Source organism: Streptomyces sp. TAA204 (assembly GCF_000424965.1).
The window spans coordinates 330,692-349,545 of record NZ_AUKW01000006.1; the positions used below are offsets into that span (position 1 = coordinate 330,692).

The 18,854-nt window shown below is 71.6% G+C and carries 12 protein-coding genes; 8 read left to right on the top strand and 4 right to left on the bottom strand.

Annotation, left to right across the window (positions count from 1 at the left end; all coding sequences use genetic code 11):
- Positions 1–21 precede the first annotated feature (21 nt).
- Positions 22–762: a 2OG-Fe dioxygenase family protein gene (locus H343_RS30565; protein ID WP_037903676.1), complete on the bottom strand. Its 741-nt coding sequence runs from the start codon at positions 760–762 to the stop codon at positions 22–24.
- A 205-nt stretch (positions 763–967) separates the two neighbouring features.
- Here H343_RS30565 and H343_RS0114245 point away from each other — a divergent pair, with 205 nt between their 5' ends.
- The 8 genes from H343_RS0114245 (at position 968) to H343_RS30585 (ending at position 15,819) form a co-directional block, all read left to right on the top strand.
- Positions 968–4,033 (top strand): condensation domain-containing protein, encoded by a 3,066-nt coding sequence (locus H343_RS0114245; RefSeq protein WP_028431710.1) that lies wholly within the window; start codon positions 968–970, stop codon positions 4,031–4,033.
- A gap of 78 nt (positions 4,034–4,111) precedes the next feature.
- The gene (locus H343_RS0114250) at positions 4,112–4,696 is read left to right on the top strand and encodes a cysteine hydrolase family protein (protein WP_028431711.1); all 585 of its coding nucleotides are present in this window, start codon (positions 4,112–4,114) and stop codon (positions 4,694–4,696) included.
- Positions 4,693–5,760 carry a hydrogenase expression/formation protein HypE gene (gene hypE, locus H343_RS0114255; protein WP_078505604.1) on the top strand — a complete coding sequence of 356 codons (1,068 nt, stop codon included), beginning with the start codon at positions 4,693–4,695 and terminating at the stop codon, positions 5,758–5,760. Before H343_RS0114250 ends, hypE begins: the two co-directional genes overlap by 4 nt.
- Positions 5,761–5,768: 8 nt before the next feature.
- Positions 5,769–8,177: a carbamoyltransferase HypF gene (gene hypF, locus H343_RS30570; protein WP_078505606.1), complete on the top strand. Its 2,409-nt coding sequence runs from the start codon at positions 5,769–5,771 to the stop codon at positions 8,175–8,177.
- Positions 8,178–8,179: 2 nt separating this feature from the next.
- Positions 8,180–9,526 (top strand): hypothetical protein, encoded by a 1,347-nt coding sequence (locus tag H343_RS30575; RefSeq protein ID WP_078505608.1) that lies wholly within the window; start codon positions 8,180–8,182, stop codon positions 9,524–9,526.
- The gene (locus tag H343_RS0114270; RefSeq protein ID WP_028431713.1) at positions 9,523–10,236 is read left to right on the top strand and encodes a gamma-glutamyl-gamma-aminobutyrate hydrolase family protein; all 714 of its coding nucleotides are present in this window, start codon (positions 9,523–9,525) and stop codon (positions 10,234–10,236) included. Before H343_RS30575 ends, H343_RS0114270 begins: the two co-directional genes overlap by 4 nt.
- A 4-nt stretch (positions 10,237–10,240) precedes the next feature.
- Positions 10,241–14,263 carry an AMP-binding protein gene (locus H343_RS30580; RefSeq protein WP_051265198.1) on the top strand — a complete coding sequence of 1,341 codons (4,023 nt, stop codon included), beginning with the start codon at positions 10,241–10,243 and terminating at the stop codon, positions 14,261–14,263.
- Positions 14,260–15,819: an amino acid adenylation domain-containing protein gene (locus tag H343_RS30585; RefSeq protein ID WP_051265200.1), complete on the top strand. Its 1,560-nt coding sequence runs from the start codon at positions 14,260–14,262 to the stop codon at positions 15,817–15,819. The genes H343_RS30580 and H343_RS30585 overlap by 4 nt, the downstream gene beginning before the upstream one ends.
- A gap of 54 nt (positions 15,820–15,873) precedes the next feature.
- Here the strand turns inward: H343_RS30585 and H343_RS0114285 are convergent, their stop codons facing one another.
- From H343_RS0114285 to H343_RS30595, 3 genes are read right to left on the bottom strand one after another with little or no spacing between them, the layout of a single operon-like run.
- Positions 15,874–16,803 carry a GNAT family N-acetyltransferase gene (locus H343_RS0114285; protein ID WP_486586899.1) on the bottom strand — a complete coding sequence of 310 codons (930 nt, stop codon included), beginning with the start codon at positions 16,801–16,803 and terminating at the stop codon, positions 15,874–15,876.
- A 20-nt stretch (positions 16,804–16,823) separates the two neighbouring features.
- Positions 16,824–17,816, bottom strand: a complete 993-nt coding sequence (locus H343_RS30590) for a TauD/TfdA family dioxygenase (protein WP_051265202.1) — start codon at positions 17,814–17,816, stop codon at positions 16,824–16,826.
- Positions 17,813–18,799, bottom strand: coding sequence for a TauD/TfdA family dioxygenase (locus tag H343_RS30595; protein ID WP_051265205.1), 987 nt, complete (start codon positions 18,797–18,799; stop codon positions 17,813–17,815). Before H343_RS30595 ends, H343_RS30590 begins: the two co-directional genes overlap by 4 nt.
- Positions 18,800–18,854: the final 55 nt, after the last annotated feature.

Genomic DNA, 18,854 nt, shown 5'->3' on the forward strand with positions numbered 1-18,854 from the left:
CCCTGTGTTCCTGGAACCCTGTCACCCGTGACCGGCCATGCGGTCGAAGTCGACGATCAGCACGTCGCGATACGCCGGCCGGGCGGCGTCCCGGGGATGGATGTCGGTCACGTCGTGCATCACCCTGCGGTCGTCGATGAGCAGGTAGTCGCCGGGGCCGGTGAGCTCGGCCGACATCGTGCGGCGTCCCCGGGAGTCGTAGAGCGAACTCGTACCGCCGTCGATGTTGGCCCTGCGGATCAGCAGCGACGTGACGTACGTGCAGCCGTCACGGTGCCTGCCCTGCGGGGCGGGCCTGCCCGGCTGATCCGGCGAGGAGACGATGCGGAACGGATGCAGCTTGACGTCCCAGACGGAGTTGCCCTCTGCCTCGCTGACGATTCCTCCGAGCATGCGCACGACGGACCCGGTCAACGGGTCGTCCGCGAACGCCGCCGTCAGCGGTTCGAAGCTGCGGTCGACGCCGCCGTTGAGCGGGTTGACCGACGTGTCCTGGTGATAGGTGCTGTGCGGAAGCCGGGTGAGGGACTTCCCGTCGAGCCGGTAGTGGCCGAAGCGCCGGTACCGGTAGGTCCCGCCGTCCTTCATGTATCTGTCGAGGGTGAGGTGGTCCCAGTGTTGTGCGTACCGCGTCCAGTCCTCGTCGCTCGCTGCCACGGCGGGGGAGGTCACGGACGTGTCCCGGACGACCCAGCCCTCATCGGCCAGCGCGGCGGCCTCCGGGCTCCTGGCACGGGACGGCGATGACGGGGAAGACGTCACATTCCCTCCTGGGGGAGCGCGGCCTCGGATGAGCCGGCCGTTCGGCGGCGTCCGGCCGACCGTCAGCAGGCTGGTCCACACGGCCGGCTGCCGGGAGTCGGGAGAACTCCCGATACCTGGAGGGACGCGCGCCGGGGGAGCATGCGCCGACGGGCGCGGAGTGAGCACTCCCGCGCTGCTCCCTGGTACAGCAAGGAGGCCTAGGGTGGGTGCGCAACCGCTGGTGGTTCCCGCCTCGCTCGCCCAGCAGAGCCTGTGGGTGCACAGCCGAGTGGCGGAGAACGACGCGGCCTATCACGTGACCGCCCTCGTCCGGATGACAGGTCCGCTCCAGCTCCCGGCGCTCAAACGCGCGCTGGACGTGATCGTCGACCGGCACGAGTCCCTGCGTACGGTCTTCCGCCTGGACGCCGACGAACTGATGCAGGTCGTCCATCCGCGGCTGCCGCCATCCCTGGAGGTCCGCCCGGTCGGTCACGACGAACTCGACGGCGTAGTGGAGAAGCTGCTCGACCCGCCGTTCGACCTGGCGTCGGGTCCGCTGCTGCGGCTGCATGTGCTCCGGCTCTCCGCGGACGAGCACGTCGCGGTCCTGGTGATGCACCACATCGTGACCGACGCGGTCTCCTCCACGGTCCTGCTCTCGGAACTGGCCCACGTGTACGAGGCGGAGACGAGCGGGACCGAACCGGATCTCCCTCCGCTCCCCATCCAGTACGCCGACTACTCCGTGTGGCAACGGGACAGGCTTTCGGGCGCCCGCCTGCGGCGCCTGACCGACTACTGGGCCGCCCGCCTGGAAGGCGCGAAGCCGCTGGGCGTCCCGGCCCGGACCCCGGCCGGGCCGGGGCGGGCCGCCGTGTCGATGTTCCGGTGGCCGGCGGAACTGGCCGGGCAGGTGCACCGTCTGGCGAGCCGGAGCAGCGCGACGCCGTTCATGGTGCTGGTGGCCGGCATCGCAGCCGTGCTGGGGCGGTACCACGACCAGACCGACGTCACGGTCGTCTCACCCGTCGAGGGCCGCGGACGACCGGAACTTGCCGGTGTCGTGGGCTACTTCATCAACGCGGTACCTCTCCGCGTCGACCTCTCCGGCGACCCCGCTTTCTCGTCGCTGCTGGAGCGGGTCAGACAGAGCGCCCTGGAGGCCTACGACCACCAGGAGCTTCCCATCGAGCAGGTGTCGGGACTGCTGCGCCGTCACGGAGGACCCGGCGCCGAGCGGGTGTGTTCCGGCGCCATGGTCGTGCTGCAGGAGCCGCGTCCCTCGACCTGGCAGGTCGCGGATCTCACGCTGGAGCTGCTGCCGGCGCCTGCCTCGATCGCCAAGTCGGACGTGGTGCTGGACGTCCGCCCCGACGGCGGCGGATTCGCCGGTTCCCTCGAGTGCGACCGGGCCGTTCTCACGCGGGCGGAGGGTGCGCGGCTGACCGGCCACCTGGCCGGGTTCCTCGGCCTGGCGGCGGGCGCCCCCGACGCAGGCGTCGCCGAACTGCTCGACCGGGCGGTTCCCGCGGACCAGGTGCCGGCAGGGCGGGCGGCTGCCGTGGGCGCCCGCCCCGACACCGTCGTGGCCGGCCGTGAGCGTGCGGGCTCCGGCGGTTCCGACGAGTCCGCCCGGCCCAGGACCCCGGCGGAGTCGGCAGTGGCGGACGTGTGGTCGGCGGTGCTCGGCGAAGGGCCCGTCGGCGTGCACGACAACTTCTTCGACCTCGGCGGGCAGTCCCTCGCGGCAGTGCGCCTGGCCGCCAGGCTGCGCCGGGACTTCGGCGTCGACGTGTCGGTCGCGGGTGACCTGTATCCCGACTTCACCGTGGCGGCGGTGGCGAAGCTGGTCGCGGAGCGTGCAGCCGCGAAGGGAGACCAGGAGGCCCCGGCGCAGAGAGCGGAGGGCGCCGCGGAGGCGGATGCCGCGGGTGGAGACCACCGGGCCGGTCCGGCCGGATACGGTCACCCGCAGGCCGCGCCTCCGCGCCCACGCGGTGAGCAGCGCTTCCGGGCGTCACCCGCGCAGGAGGGCATGTGGGCCGGCCTGGGCTCCGGCGGTCCGCCGCCGGTGGTGCTCGGGGGTGTCCGGGTGCGCGGCGCTCTTGACGTCGAGCGGCTGGAGCGGGCCTTCGCAGCGGTGGCGGCGAGGCACGAGACGCTGCGCAGCACCTACTGCGATGCCGGCGGCGAACTGCTGCAGACGATCTCACCGGAGGCACGGATACCGGTCGCCGTGCGCGACGCGGCGCCCGAGGGCTACGCGGAGACGGTGCAGGCGGAGATCGACCGCGGATTCGACCTCCGGAACGAGGTTCCCGCCCGCGTCGTCGTACTGCGCTTGGCCGGGGACGACCACATCGTGCTGGTGCTCCTCCACCACATCATCGGCGACGGGCAGACCGTCGAGATCCTGGCCGGGGAAGTATGGGCCTGCTATGCGGGCCGGGCGGAGACGTTGCCCGCGCTGCCCCTGCAGTTCGCCGACTTCGCCCGGTGGCACCGGCAGCTGCTGGAGGGGCCGCGAGGCCGTGAGCTGATCGGCTACTGGGTCGGCCGGCTCGCGGGCGCGGCTCCGGCAACGGTCCCGGACGACCTGACGCCCTCCGGGGGGCCGTGGGCACCGGGCGCCGCGGTGGAGGTGCCGATCCCGGCGGAGACGTTCGAGGGCGTCGCCCGGCTCGCCGCCGGCCGGCGGGTCACCCTCAACTCGGTCGGCCTGGCCGCGTTCAGTACGCTGCTCGCCCGCTGGACCGGCGACCGGGAGATCTGCCTCCGCGCACCCGTGTCGTACCGTGACGACGCACGGCTTCAGAACCTCGTCGCCGACTTCTCCAACGACGTCGTCATCCGGCTGAACCTGTCGGACGGAATGACCTTCGAGGATCTGCTGCGCCAGGTCGAGGAGACCACCGCGGAGGGTTTCGCCCACCACGAACTCCCGCCGCACATGCTCGAACCCCATCTGCCGGATCCCGGTCTGCTGTCGCGGCTCTTCCGGATCCAGTTCACCACCGAGCGGGAGGTCACGCCCGAACCGGCGGCCGGCGGGCCGGCGGTCAGCGCCTGCGTCCCGCCGTTCCCGTATGCCTACCGTCCGCTCAGCGTCCGGCTCAGGCACGGGGGTGAGCGCCCGAACTGCGTGTGGATCTACCAGAGTGACCGGTTCTCGCGTGAGCGGATTGAGCATCTCGCCGGCGACTTCGTGGACATTCTGGCGGAGATGACGGTCGAACTCTCGCGCACGGCACTTCCCCCTCACAGTCGGGGATTCCCCCGACTGTGACACCACATCGGCGCGTGACACGGTTCCCACGTCAGGCGCCCCCTGCCGCCCGTTTCACCTCAGCTCCGAGGAGTGCGAATGAGCACGATCGCGGTTCTCACCAACGATCTCCAAGCAGATCTCGTCAACAAGAACGAGGAGCGCAGGAGCGCTGTCGAGAAGGCCACCCCCGCCTACGCCGAGTTCCTCTCGGCGCTGCGCACCCGTGGTCACCACGTCGTTCACCTGCAACTGATCAACATGCCCGACGATCCGATCGCGGAGCGCTACGACGGTTTCCTCCCGGTGCAGAAGGGCACCGAGGGCGCCGCCGTGCTGCCGGAGTTCCTCGGTGAGGGCGACATCCTCGTGGAGAAGCACAAGGACAGCGGCTTCTACGAGACCGACCTGCACGAGCGGTTGCAGGCGCTCGGGGTCGAGACCGTGATCGTCACCGGGATGCAGACCCAGATCTGCGTCCAGACGACAGCGGCCGACGCCTTCTTCCGTGAGTACAACGTGTGGGTCCCCAGCGACTGTGTCGTCTCGGCCAGGCCCGCGGACACGGCCCGCGCGCTGGAATGGCTGGACGGCTACTGCGCGATGGTGGCGCCCTCGGCCGAGATCATCGGCATCCTCGACGCGGACGGGGAGCTCCCCCGCAAGGAGTTCGTGGTTCCATGACCACCGGGGCATCCCCGCCCGCCGGTGCCGACGGCACCGGGCCGGGCACGCAGGCCACCGCGGGCGGAAGGATTCTGCTCGACCACGGGACGGGCGCCGCGCTCAGCCGTGAGCTGATCGAGTTCATGGTGGAGGTCCTCGGCGATGCCTACACCGGAGAGATGGAGGACAGCGCCACGCTGCCGGTTCCCGCCGGCAGAATCGCGATGACGACCGACTCCTTCGTCGTCGATCCGCCGTTCTTCGGCAACGGCGACATCGGCAAGGTGGCTGTGTGCGGCACGGTGAACGACCTGGCCGTCGTCGGCGCGGAGCCGCTCTATCTCACTCTCGCGGTGATCCTGGAGACCGGCCTGCCCATGGCCGATCTGCGCCGTGCTCTCGTCTCGGTCAGGGACACGGCACTGGAGGCCGGTGTCAAGATCGTGGCGGGCGACACCAAGGTTGTCGGCAAGGGCGAGGCGGACCAGATCTTCCTCAACACCACCGGCGTCGGCGTCCTCCGCCGTGCGCCGAAGCGGATGACCGATGTCCGCCCCGGAGACCGCGTGATCGTCACGGGACCGCTCGGCAACCACACCATCCACCTGCTCTCGGTCCGTGAGGGTCTGGGTTTCGAGCGGAACGTGCTCAGCGACTGCGCTCCGCTGAACGGGATGATCGCCTCGCTCGAGAGCGCCGTGCCCGAGGGATCGGTACGTTCGATGCGGGACGTGACCCGTGGCGGGCTGGCAGCCGTGCTTCACGAGTACGCCGCGACGCTCAGCCGCACTCTCCGCGTCGACGAACAGGCGCTGCCCATCGACCACGAGACCCGGATGGCCGCCGACATGCTCGGCATCAACCCGATCCACGGCGCCAACGAGGGCTGCCTCGCCCTCTTCGTCGCGCAGGACGCCGTCGACCGCGTGCTGCATGCGCTGCACGCGCACGAGTACGGCCGGCGCGCGGTGGTGGTCGGTGAGGTGACCGAGGGCGAACCCGCGGTGGAACTCGTCCGCGCCGACGGTCTCGTCAACCGCCTCGAGGAGCTCCGGGGAGCCGAGCTTCCACGGCTCTGCTGAGGTCGCCCATGTCGACAGTTGCGGGATCCGAGCCGTCCTCCGGCGCAGCGGACGACGGGCACGCGCGTGCCGAGTGCCGGACGGTCAGGGTCGAGGGAGTGGTGCAGGGGGTCGGCTACCGGCCCTTCGTGTACACGCTCGCGGTACGCCTGGGGCTCACGGGCTGGGTGCTCAACGACTCGCAGGGCGTGCTGACCGAGGTCAGCGGCCCGCCGTCGGCCCTGGACCGTTTCGTGGATGCCCTGCGCGACCAGGCGCCGCAGCTGGCCAAGGTCACAGGTGTACGGATCGAGGAGTCCCGCTCCGCGCCGGAGTCCGTTGCCGGCTTCCGGATTCTGGAGAGCCGTCGCGACTCCGCCGCGAGTACCTATATAGCCCCGGACTCGCACGTCTGTGACGACTGCCTGCGTGAGGTCCGCGACCCCGGCGACCGCAGGTACGGCTACCCGTTCACCAACTGCACCAATTGCGGGCCCCGTTACTCCTTGATCGCCAGCCTCCCCTACGACCGGCAGAACACCACCATGGCGGTCTTCGAGATGTGCGACGACTGCGCCGCCGAGTACGCCGACCCGGCCGACCGCCGCTACCACGCGCAGCCCAACGCCTGCCCGGAGTGTGGTCCCCGGCTCACCCTGTGCGACTCCGCGGCGGAGCAGGTCGCGACCGGTCCCGGGGCGCTGACAGCGGCATCCGGCGCGCTGCTGGCGGGAAAGATCGTCGCCGTCAAGAGCGTCGGCGGCTTCCATCTGGCCGTGAACGCGCGGGATGCCGGGGCGGTGGCGGAGCTGCGCAGGCGCAAACGGCGCGACTCCAAGCCGTTCGCTGTCATGGCCGCCGACCCGGCGAGCGTCGAGCGGGTCGCGCGGGTGAGCCCCTCCGAGGCGGAGCTGCTGGAGTCGCCGCCCCGGCCGGTCGTGCTGCTGCGCAAGCTTGCCGGCACGCTCCCGGAGACCGTCGCGCCGCGGAACCCGAATGTCGGGGTGATGCTCCCGTCGGCCCCCCTGCACCATCTGCTGATGGACGGCGCCGGTCTCGACGTGCTGGTGATGACCAGCGGCAACGTCTCCGGCTTCCCGATCGCCTACCGCAACGACGACGCGCTGCGGCAGCTCACCACGATCGCGGACCTGGTGCTGCTGAACGACCGTGACATCCAGGTGCGCGTGGACGACTCCGTCGTCCGCCTCTCGGAGCACGCGTCGCTCGACGAGCCGCTGGTCACCTTCTTCCGGCGGGCGCGCGGCTACGCCCCCTACCCGGTGAGGATCGACGAGGTGCCCGAGCCGGTGGTGGCCTACGGGGCGGAACTCAAGACGACCGTCGCGGTGGCCTCCGGTACGGACGCCTACCTCAGCCAGCACGTCGGCGACCTCAAGAACGACGAGGTCTTCGCCTCCCACCAGAACGCCGTGAGCCACCTGGGCAAGCTCTACGGCCTCACACCGGCGAAGGTCGCGTGCGACCTGCACCCCTCTTTCCGGTCGCACCTGCACGCGCAGCGCGGCGAAGGCGACGTCACCGCCGTCCAGCACCACCACGCCCACATGGCCTCGTGCATGGCCGAGAACCAGCTCACGGGTCCGGCGCTGGGCGTGCTCTTCGACGGCGCGGGCTACGGTTCGGACGGCACCGTCTGGGGCTCGGAGTTCCTGCTCGGCGACTACCTCGGGTTCCGCCGTGCCGCCCACCTCAGGCCCATCTCCCTGCCGGGCGGGGACCAGGCCGTGAGGGAACCGGTGCGCACCGGCTTCGTGCTCGCGCTCGACGCGTACGACGGCGACGTGTCCTCCGCCGTCGGGGCGTTCCCCGCCCTGGGCGCGCTCGATGCCAGGCAGTGCCACGTCTACGCGACCATGGTGCGGCGTGGGATCAACAGCCCGGTGGCGTCCAGCATGGGGCGCTTCTTCGACGGTGTGGCGGCGCTGCTCGGCGTCTGCGGTGTCGCGGAGTACGAAGCGCAGGGGCCCATCGAACTCGAGGGCCTGCTGGAGCGCGACCTGACGATGGCCCAGCCGTATCCGTTCGGGTACTCCGAGAAGGAGCCGGGGGTGACCGAGATCGACCCCCGGCCCGTGATCCGCGCGATCGCCGGGGACCTCGCAGCGGGGACGGACACGGCGTGGATCAGCCGGCGCTTGCACTCGGCCGTGGTCGCCCTGATCCGGGACCGGAGTCTCGCCGAGTGCGGGAAGGCGGGTGTCGAGCAGGTCGTACTCTCCGGCGGCGTGTTCCTCAACGAGTTCCTCATGGTCAACGCAATGGCCCAGCTGCGGTCTGCCGGGCTGCGCCCCTACTGCCACCGGCTCGTTCCCCCGAACGACGGCGGTATCAGCCTCGGACAGATCGCGGTGGCCGCTGCCGGGCTTCGGCGGGACGCGGCGCGCGACGAGGCAGCCGACCAAGGAAGAAGGTAGAGATGACCGGCGCCATACCCACGCTCGAGGACGTGCTGGGAATCCTGGAGGAGCACGAGGAGCAGGCACACAGGACGCTGAGCCTGGTGCCGTCGGAGAACGTGCTGTCGGGGCTGGCCAAACTCCCGCTGGTCCTCGACTCCTACCATCGGTACTTCTTCAACGAGGGCGGCGCCCCCGACCGGTGGTCGTTCCGCGGAGCCCAGGGGCTGCGCGACATCGAGATGAAGGTGACCATCCCGCTCCTGGAACGGCTCGGCAAGGCCTCCTACGTCTCCGTCCGGCCGCTGAGCGGGCTGAACGGCATGACCCTCGCGCTCGCCAGCCTCGGCGGGGAGCCGGGTTCGACGATCGTCACGGTCGCCCCGCAGAACGGCGGTCACTTCGCGACGCCGAGTGTGGCGGGCCGGCTGGGTCTGCGGGTGGAGTTCCTCTCCGGGCCCGGCCCGCACGAGATCGACTGGAGCGCTGCCTCCGATCTGCTGCGGCGCGTCCGTCCGAGCCTGGTCTACGTCGATCAGTCGCACTGCCTGTTCCCGGTGGACGTCGCCCAGCTCGTCGCGACCGTGCGCGCGGCGTCGCCCGGAACCACCGTCCACGTGGACGCGAGCCACTGGATGGGCTTCATCCTCGGCGGCGTGTACGCCAATCCGCTGGACCTCGGCGCGGACAGTTTCGGCGGGTCGACCCACAAGACCTTCCCCGGCCCGCAGAAGGCGGTGCTGCTGACACGCAGCCCCGAGATGGAGAAGCGGATCCGGGAGACGCAGGACTACCTCATCAGCAGCCATCACCTTGCCGCCGTCGCCAGCCTGGGGATGGCGCTGCTGGAGTTCCAGGAGTTCGGACCCGAGTACAGCGCCGCGGTCGTCCGCAACACCAAGGACTTCGGCGGACACCTCCTCGACCGCGGACTCACCGTTGCCGCCGCCGACCGCGGCTGCTCGGCGGGCCATCAGCTCTGGCTGGACACCGCTGCAGACGGTGTGCCACCGCACGTGGCCAGCGACCGGCTCGCGGCCGCCGGGCTGATGGTGAACTATATGGACGGCCTCCCCGGCTTCCCCGGCCAGGGCGTGCGCGTCGGGCTGAACGAGGCCACCTACCACGGGCTCCTCGGCGACGACCTCCCCGAACTCGCCGACGTGTTCGTCTCCGCCGTCACCGGGACCGCGCCCGCCGGCCGGCAGGCCGAGCGCACGGCGGCGCTTCGGCGCCGGTGGGTGGAGCGCAGACAGCAGTCGCCGGAGCGGGCACGCCTGACCGAGCGCGCCGACGCGCTCTTCTCCAAGGCACTGGGCCTGCGCAACGGTGGGGCGTCGGTGCGTCCGCACGTGCTGGCGCGATGACCCGCCCCGTCGTGGGAATCACCGCGTACCGGGACCGGGCGCGGTGGAACATCTGGGACGTCGACGCCGTCCTGATCCAGCAGCACTACGTGCGCTGCGTCACCGACAGCGGGGGCTGCGCCGTCGTACTGCCTCCCCACGAAGCGGGCACAGAGGTGGTGCGGCGCCTGGACGGGCTGCTCCTCACCAGCGGCCCCGACATCGACCCCCGCCTCTTCGGTCAGGAACCGCATCCCGAATCGGAGGAGCCCAGCGCTGTCCGCGACCGTGCGGAGCTTCAACTGCTGCGGGCCGCCCTGAGATCGGACCTGCCGGTACTCGGGGTGTGCCGCGGGCTGCAGCTGATGGCGGTCGAGTACGGAGGGACGTTGCACCAGCATCTTCCCGACGTCGTCGGCAACGACGGCCACAGTCCGGCCTCCGGCGAGTTCGGCGCCCATGAGGTGACGTTCGCCGAGGACACGCTGGCGTTCGGGATCTACGGGCGTCGGGCCCGGCTGAACTCCCACCACCACCAGGCGGTCGCCGAAGCCGGGCCGGGCCTGTTGGTCAGCGGGCGTGCCGGCGACGGTGTGGTCGAGGCGGCGGAGGACCCGGCGAAGCGGTTCGTCCTCGGCGTGCAGTGGCATCCGGAGCTGTCCGATGACCAGCCCCTGTTCGACGCTTTCGTCGGCGCGTGTGCCGGCGCCGGGCCGGCACCCCAGGAGTAGCCCCATGTGGAAACCGATTCCCCGCCCCGACCGGACGCTCGTGGACATCCTCCGCGAGCGGGCGGCGCGGACCCCGGACCGAGTGGCGCTCGTGTTTCTCGACGAGGGCCCGGAGGAGGTGACCGACGCCCAGTTGGACAGGGACGCACGGTCCCTGGCGTCCGCGCTGCTCCAGCACGCGGTGCCCGGTGAGCGCGCGCTGATCCTGCTGCCTGCGGGACGGGCGTACGTGACCGCCTTCCTGGGCTGCCTCTACGCCGGCCTCGTCGCCGTTCCGCAGTATCCGCCCACTCCCGGCCGGGGCGGCGGCGCCGTGCTGACGACCGCGACCGACGCCGAGGTCGCCGTGGCGGTCACCGACGCGGCCGGACGCGAAACGGTGACCGCCGAGCACGCCGCGCTGTCCGCGGTGCCGCGCACCTGGGTGGTCGTCGAAGACGTGCCCGCGGCCCCGCAGTCGGACGCGTCCTGGCAGGGCCCCGGCACCGGCTCCCTCGCTCTCCTCCAGTACACCTCGGGCTCCACGGGCACACCCAAGGGTGTGATGGTCCGTCACGACAACGTGGTCCACGGCTCCGCCGTCATCGCCAGGGCCATCGGGACGCATCCCGGTTCCCGCTCCGTCAGCTGGCTGCCGCCGTACCACGACATGGGCCTCATCGGTGGCGTACTGCAGCCGCTCTACGGCGGCTTCACAGGCATGCTCATGGCTCCGATGTCGTTCCTGCGCCACCCGTTCCGCTGGCTCGAAGCCATCAGTACGTACCGGGCGACTGTCACGGCCTCGCCCGACTTCGGCTACCTGGAATGTGCGCGCCGTGTCTCGCCCGGGGACGCCGCGACGCTGGACCTGTCGTGCTGGGAGCACGCAATGACAGGTGCCGAGCCGGTGCGCCCCTCGACGCTCGAAGCGTTCTCGGCGGCGTTCGAGCCGCACGGGTTCCGGCCCGCGGCGTTCCATCCGTGTTACGGGCTGGCCGAGGCGACGCTGTTCGTCACCGGAGGACGCTCCGGGACCGGCCCGCCGCGCGTCGTGACGCTGGACCGCGCAGCACTCCGGTCCGGAGCGGCGTGCCAGGTGGCCGCGGGTGCCGACCCGGCACTGCCGAAGGTCGATGTCACCGCGTGCGGCAGCACGGTGAGCCAGGACCGGGTCCTCGTCGTGGACCGTGAGTCGCTGCGGCCCTGCGCCGACGGCGAGGTGGGCGAGATCCTGGTCAGCGGCCCCACCGTCTCGGCGGGCTACTGGCGCACGGACGCGGCCGACAGCGTCTTCTCGGCCGCCGTGCCCGGATCGTCAGACGGTTTCCTGCGGACCGGTGACCTCGGCTTCCAACTCGACGGAGAGCTGTTCGTCACGGGCCGTGCCAAGGACCTGGTCATCGTCGGCGGCCGGAACCACTACCCGCACGATCTGGAGAGGACCGGGGAGTCGGCGCACCGTCTGATCGCCGCGTCACGGTCGGCGGCGTTCTCGGCCGATGTGGACGGCCAGGAACGAGTCGTGCTGGTGCACGAGGTGGCGCGCGGATTCCGTGCGGAGGACGCGGCCGAGGTGATGGACGCGGTGACGGGCGCCGTCACGGCGGAGCACGGGATCGCCCCGTACGAGGTGGTGCTCGTGCGGCGGGGCAAGGTGCCGACGACCACCAGCGGGAAAGTGCGCCGAAGCCGGTGCCGGGAGCTGTGGCTCGATGACGGGCTCCCTCGGCTCACTCCGTCCGCGCCGCGGGGGACCGGGGCCGGAGGCCGGGCCTTGGCGGACGGACGGGCCGTCGCCCCGGCCGTCGCCGAAATCCTCTGCCGCGCCCTGGAGCTGGAGAGCGACGCCCTGGCGGCGGACGTTCCGCTGGTCGCCCTCGGACTGGACTCGCTCAGGGCCGCCAGGGTGGCAGAGTCCCTGCGCGACACCTTCGGCGCGGCACCCGGCCTGCCGGAGCTGCTCAGCGACCTGACGCCCGGAGGGCTCAGCGAATGGGCCGGTGCCGTGCAACAGCGGCCGGCGCCTGCCTGCTCCGAAGCCCCGGCGCACGCCTCGGCGCCGGCCCGAGCCGGTGCCGGGGAGGCCGCCGTACGGCCCGCCGGCAGTGCGCAGGAGTGGCTGTGGCTGCTGGACCGGGAGGGGGCAGGGCCCGCCTACACCGTCGTGGGCGGCGTCCGCCTGCGCGGGACCGTGGACGCGGAGCGGATGCGCCGCGCCGTCGGCGCCGTGCTGGCCGGTCACCCGGTTCTCCGCACCACTTTCGCGCCCGACCGCGAGGGGACGCTGCTCGCCACGGTCCAGCCCCGGCAGCCGGTGCCGCTGCCTGTCGTGGACGTCTCCGGTGAACCGGAGAGCGCCGCCGTCGCCGCCGTGCAGGAGCTGGCTTCGCGGGGCTTCGACCTGGCGACAGGCCCACTCCTGCGGGCTGTGCTGGTGCGTTCGCAGGAGCGTGAGTGGACCCTCGGCGTCGCCGTGCACCACATCGCCCTCGACGGCTGGTCCCTGGCCGTACTGCTGCGGGAGTTGGGCAGCGCCTACGCCGCCGCCGGCCGGACCGCCGGCCGCTCTGCCGGTACTCCCGAGCACAGCCGGGCAGTCCGGTGCGCCGGCTCCGAGCCGGCAGGGCCCGCGCCGGGTGACGCCGCGTTCTGGCGCTCCACGCTGGAAGGGGCGTGTGCTGTCGCCCTGCCCCTGGACCAGGCGGTGGCACAGCGCGGTGGCCGGCGCGGTTCCTCGGCAGCCCTTGAGCTGCCGGCCCGGCTCGTCCGCGGGGTCAGGGCATACGCCGCAGAGCACCGGGCGACGCCGTTCATGGTCCTGCTGACAGCGCTGGCGGCTGTGCTGGCGCGACGGACAGGGCAGACCGATCTGGTGATCGGCACACCGGCGGCGCGCCGGGACCCGGCGACCGCGGACGAGGTGGGCCTCTTCGTCAACACGCTTCCCATCAGGGTCGACGCATCGAACGACCCGGCCTTCGCGAAGCTGCTGGAGCGGGTACGCACATCGTGCCTCGCGGCCTACGCCCACCAGGACCTGCCGTTCGAGAAGATCCTCGAAAGCGCCGACATCCTCGACCCGCCGGGCCCCCGGGCCCCGCTGGTGCGGATCTGCCTCGCCGTGCAGAACCTCCCCTTCGAGCCGTGGCAGGTGGAGGACCTGACTGCCGAGCCGTTCGAACTGCCTTCTCCCGGTGCGCAGTTCGAGCTGAGGGTCAGTCTCGCGGAGCGCCCCGACGGGTCCATGTCGGGCCACACGGTGCACGCCGCTGACCTCATCGACGCACAGGCCGTCGCCGCGGTACGCGAGGAACTCCTGGTGGTCCTCGACGCCGCGGTCGGCGGCGACGGCCGTCCACTGGACCGGCTGCCGCCGCTTGCGGAGAGCCCTGCAGACGCGACGCAGGCGAAGGAAGCGGTCGACGTCGGCGGATTCCGGGTGGCACCGGAACGGGTCGCGGAGCTGCTGCACAGGCATCCGCACATCGCCGGGGCGGAGGTCAGGGCCGAGCCGGCCGAGGGGGAGGGCTCCAGGCTGGTCGCCGAACTCACCGCCGCCGAGGAGGCCGTACAGGTTCCGGACGGCGAGCTGCGCTCGTTCCTCTCCGCCGACCTGCCCGGCGCCGCCATACCCGTCGAGTACCGCTGGACACAGGAGCCGGCGGCATTCGAACTCCTCTCGCTGACAGACCCCGGGCCTGCCGCCTTCGTCGGCCCTCGCGACGAGAGCGAGGCGAAGCTCGCCGCCATCTGGTGCCACGTGCTCGGCCTGCCCGAAGTCTCGGTGAACGCCGACTTCTTCGAGCTGGGCGGGCACTCCCTCCAGGCCGCGCGCATCATCACGCGCATCGAGGCGGCGTTCGGGGTGCGGGTGGACGTCGATGCGGTGCTGACGGCCGGGACGACGATCGAGAAGCTGGCCGCCGTCGTGCGCGACGCGGCCGCACGGCCCGTGGACCCGGCCGTCGAAAGTGCGCTCGCCGCCATGGACGGGCTGTCGGACGAGGAGCTCGCCGAACTCCTCGGAGGGGAGGAGGGCGCATGACGCAGACGGCGGAGACAGCCGCTCGCTCGCTGCCCGGTCTGCTGTTCGAGGCCGCCCGCCGGGAGCCCGGACGGATCGCGCTCGTCGACGGTGACACGAGCCTCACCTACTCCGAGGTCGACAGGGCCGCAGCGGAGCTCGCCGTGGTGCTGCGGAGGGAGGGCGTGACGCGCGGGACGAGGGTCGGCCTCGTGATCGAGCGCACCGTGCGGATCCCGGTCGCGATCCTGGCGATCTTGAAGCTGGGCGCGGTCTACGTGCCGCTGGACCCCGAGTATCCCGCGGAGCGGCTCCGGCACATGGTCGAGGACGCGTCCGTGGGACTCATCGCGGGTGACCCGGCGGCACTGCCCGGCGGGGTGGCCGGGGACCTGCCGTGTGTCGGCCTGTCGAGTCGTGCAGCCGGCAGCCGAGCAGGCACCGACGACGGTCCCGGAGGCGAGGACGCCGCCTACGTCATCTACACCTCGGGATCCACGGGGCTGCCGAAGGGGTGCCTCGTCACGCACGGCAATGTGCTGTCGCTCGTAGATGCGGCGATCCCTATGCTGCGCGTCGGGGCGGACGACCGGTGGTCGCTGTTCCACTCCGCCGGCTTCGACGTATCCGTGTTCGAACTGTGGGCGGCCTGGTCGACGGGCGCCGCCGCGGTGGTGGTGCCCGACGCCGCGGCCCACTCGCCCCGCGAGCTGCTCGGCCTCCTGAGGGACAGCCGGGTCACGGTGCTCAGCATGGTGCCGACCGTGTTCAGCCAGTTCGTCCACGCGCATGCCGAGGAGGGCGCCCCCGGCCTGGGGCTGCGCTACGTCCTGTTCGCGGGTGAGAGCATCCAGCCCGACGTCGTCGAGGACTTCCTGGGGCGCTTCGCCGAACCGCCGGCCGCGGTCAACCTGTACGGGATCACCGAGATCACCGTCCACGCCACCTTCAAGGAACTGCGGGCGTCCGACCTGCGTGGCCCTGTCGCGTCTCCGATCGGCCGCGAGCTGCCGCACCTGCGAATCGTGCTGCGCGACCAGGAAGGCCGCCCGGTGCCGCAAGGGGAGCCGGGCGAGATCTGGGTGCACGGCGCCGGAGTGGCCCGGGGCTACCTGAACCGCCCGGAACTGACGGCTGAACGCTTCAGAGCGGTGGACGGGGACCCCGTCGGCGACGTCGGATACCGCTCGGGCGACCTCGCGCGCCGGCTCCCGAACGGCGAACTGGAATTCATGGGGCGCAGCGATCAGCAGGTGAAACTGCGGGGGTTCCGAGTCGAACTCGGAGAGATCGAGAGCGTGCTGCGCCAGCACGAAGGCGTCCACGAGGTCGCCGTGCTCACGGACAGTCCGGCACCCGGCCTGCGGGTGCTGCTGGCACTGTTCGTCCCCTCGGACACCTCCGACATCCCCACGGCGCCCGTGCTGCGGGAGGCCGCGCGCCGCCTGCTGCCGGAGCACATGGTCCCGCACCGGTTCGAGGCGCTCGCCGCGCTGCCCCTGACGCCCTCCGGCAAGCTCGACAGGCAGACCCTGGCGAAAGCGGTACGGCAGCGGCGCCGAACGTCCGGTTCGTGACGGGAACGGCTCACACCCAACACTCCGCCGGCAGCTTCCGCGGTGCGCCCCGGCTCAGCCTGCCGGGGCCTCGAAGACCATCCTGACCTCCGTCACGCGGTAGCGGGCGCGGTCGAAGGCCGCGGCCATCGGCGTGTTGGACACGTCCGTGGTCGCGGTGATGCGGTCGGCGCCGCCGGCGGCGTGGACGCGGGTGATTTCGCCCAGCAGGTCGTCGACGTAACCGTGGCCGCGCCGTTCGGGCACGACGCCGAGATATCCGACGTTGCGGTTGTAGGGCGTGGCCGACGGAATGGCGAAGCCCACCGGTTCTCCGTCCGCCGTCTGTGCCAGCCGCCACCACGACCGCTCGCCGGGGCACGAGCGGTAGAACTCGAGATCGCCCCGGGCCACGCCGTCCGCGTCCGTCGCCGCGAGCTCCCGCAGGGTCGCGACATCGAGGCTGCCGACGGCGACCCGCCGGAACAGCGCGAGGAACTCCTCGTCCCCGGCGGGACGAAAGGCCAGTCGGCGTGACGGAGCGGGCACCCCGGCGGCGGGCGTCCACTCGTAGCGCAGCCGTTCGACGACGTCGGTCAGTCCCGCCGCCCGCGCCGCGCCGGTGCGCCAGTCCACGGCTGCCGCGACGCCGGGATCGTCGCGCCAGCCGGAGGGCAGCATCAGGTTGAACTCGGGCGCCGCGCCGAACTCGGCGTGCCCACGCGCCAGGAGCTCGGCGGCGAGGGCGGCCCGGTCGGGCACATCGGCCTGCACATGGAGGCAGTCGAGGGCGAGCGGACGGTCGCTGTCCGCGCGTCCCCACCACAGGGCACGTGCGACGATCCGCGAGCCGTCACCGGCGAACCAGGTCCACTCGGGCCGGACACGGCCTGCCGCAGCCTCCTCCCGGAAGCGCTCGGTGTCGACGGACCCGACCGGGTCGTCCACGGTGAAGTCGACAGGATGCTCCATCTCGGCCGGAGTCGCGTGTCTGATCAGCATCATGTCTCCTCTGCCGTGGGCTTTCACTGATGCGTGGTTCCCACGTGGAGATCCGACATCGCGACGAGAACGCGGCGGTCTCCCCCGAAAGGGTCGCGCCCGTGCGTGGCCAGGAAGTTGTCCACGATCAGGACGTCGGACCGCTGCCATGCGAAGGTCACGCGTGCCTCCTCGTACAGTCCGCGGATCAGGGCGATCACCTCGTCCTCGATCGGCTCGCCGTCGCCGTAGAGGGCGTTGCGTGGGAGCCCGTCGAGGCCGTAGTCGGCGATCAGGACCTCGACCACCTCGGGAGGCAGGATGGAGGTGTGGAACAGGTGCGCGTGGTTGAACCACACCGTCTCACCCGTTCGGGGATGTGCGGCCACCGCCTGACGGACGGAGATCGTGCGCAGGCTGTCGCCCCGCCCCCATTCCGCCTCCGTTCCGGAGGCGTGACAGTAGGCGTCGACCTCCGCCCTGTCGGTGGTACCGAAGACCTCCTGCCACGGGAGATCGACGTCGGGGCCGTAGTTGCGCACGTAACGCACGCCGTGGCGGGTGAACCGCTCCTTGACGTCGTCGGGTATCCGCGGGAAGACACGGCGCTCGCTGGCGACCGGCGTCGCACCGCCCTCGGCGGGCGGGACGTCGCAGTAGAAGTAGAGACGGCCGGGCCAGTTGTGGGCGTAGGACATCTCGTGGTGGAGGTCGATCGGCCGGTCGCGGCTCATCTCGGTCGAGGTGAACACCCTGTCGGCGACTTCGGTGCGGGGAGCGGCACGCTCCGTGTAGTCGAGCAGGTCCGGCGAGAAGGCGCGAGCCGCTTCGCCGAACGCGCCGGCGTCCGGCACGTCGAATCCGCGGCACAGCACCGCACCGTGCCGGAGCAGGTCCTCGGTCAGCTGCCCGTGGTGCTCGGCGATCCACTCGGCCGGCGAGACGGGCGCGGTCGCCTCGAGCGTGAGGAGGAACGGCTCGTCGTCGGAGGCGACCGCACGGGCACCCGTGTACCCGGCGGAGGGATTGGTGGTCATGGCCCGTTCTCCACGGTGCTGATCGGATCGGACATCGCTGTCAGGATGCGGCGCGGACCCTCGAAGGATTCGCGCGCGTGCGCCGTGATCATGTTGTCCACGACCAGGACGTCGCCCCGCTGCCAGTCGAACGACACGGTCTCGGCGTCCATCGCGCGGCGGATCTCGTCCAGGACGTCCTCTTCGATCGCGGCGCCGTCGCCGTAGTAGGTGTTGTAGGGGAGGTCCTCCTCGCCCAGCGCCTCGAGCAGAGCGGTGCCGACCTCCTCGGGCAGGGAGGAGACGTGGAAGAAGTGGGCGTGGTTGAACCAGGTCTCCTCGCCGCTCACGGGATGGGCGCGGACGGCAGGGCGTACCTGGGTGGTGCGCAGCTGGTCGTCGGAGACCCACTCGGCGGTGATGCCGGCGCGTCGGCAGTATGCGTCCACCTCGGAGCGGCTGTCGGTCTGGAACGCCTCCTGCCACGGCAGGCTGATCCCCGGCAGGTAGTTGCGTGCGTAGCGCACGCCGGTGCGGCGGAAGCGGTCGACGGTCTCGGGACGGAGCCTCCCGAGCACCCGGCGTGAGTCGACGAGCGGAGTCCGTCCGTCACGGGCGGGCGGATGCTCGCAGAAGAAGACGATCCGCGTCGGCCAGTCGTCGGTGTAGGACTGCTCGTTGTGCGGGAGGATGCGCTCCTGCGCTGGGTACTCGGTCGAGGTGTAGACACCCTCCGACACCAGGCTCCGCGGTGAGGAGCGTTCCCCGTAGTCGAGGATCTGCGGCGACAGCGCCCGCATCACCGCGTGGAAGTCGGTGTGGTCGACGACGCGGAAACCGCGCAGCAGTACGGCTCCCGCCGTACGGGCCAGCCGGTCGACCTCGTCCGTGTGGTCGCTGATCCAGCGTGCCAGGTCCGCGCCGGCACTCCCTGAGAGGACCAGTCCGGGAAGGGACCGCCCTTCCCAGCCGGTGTGGATCTCGACGTTCACCGTCGTGTCCATGAGCGCCCTTCCACTTGTCGGGTGACGGACACCCCGCGCGTCGGCTCGACTCTCT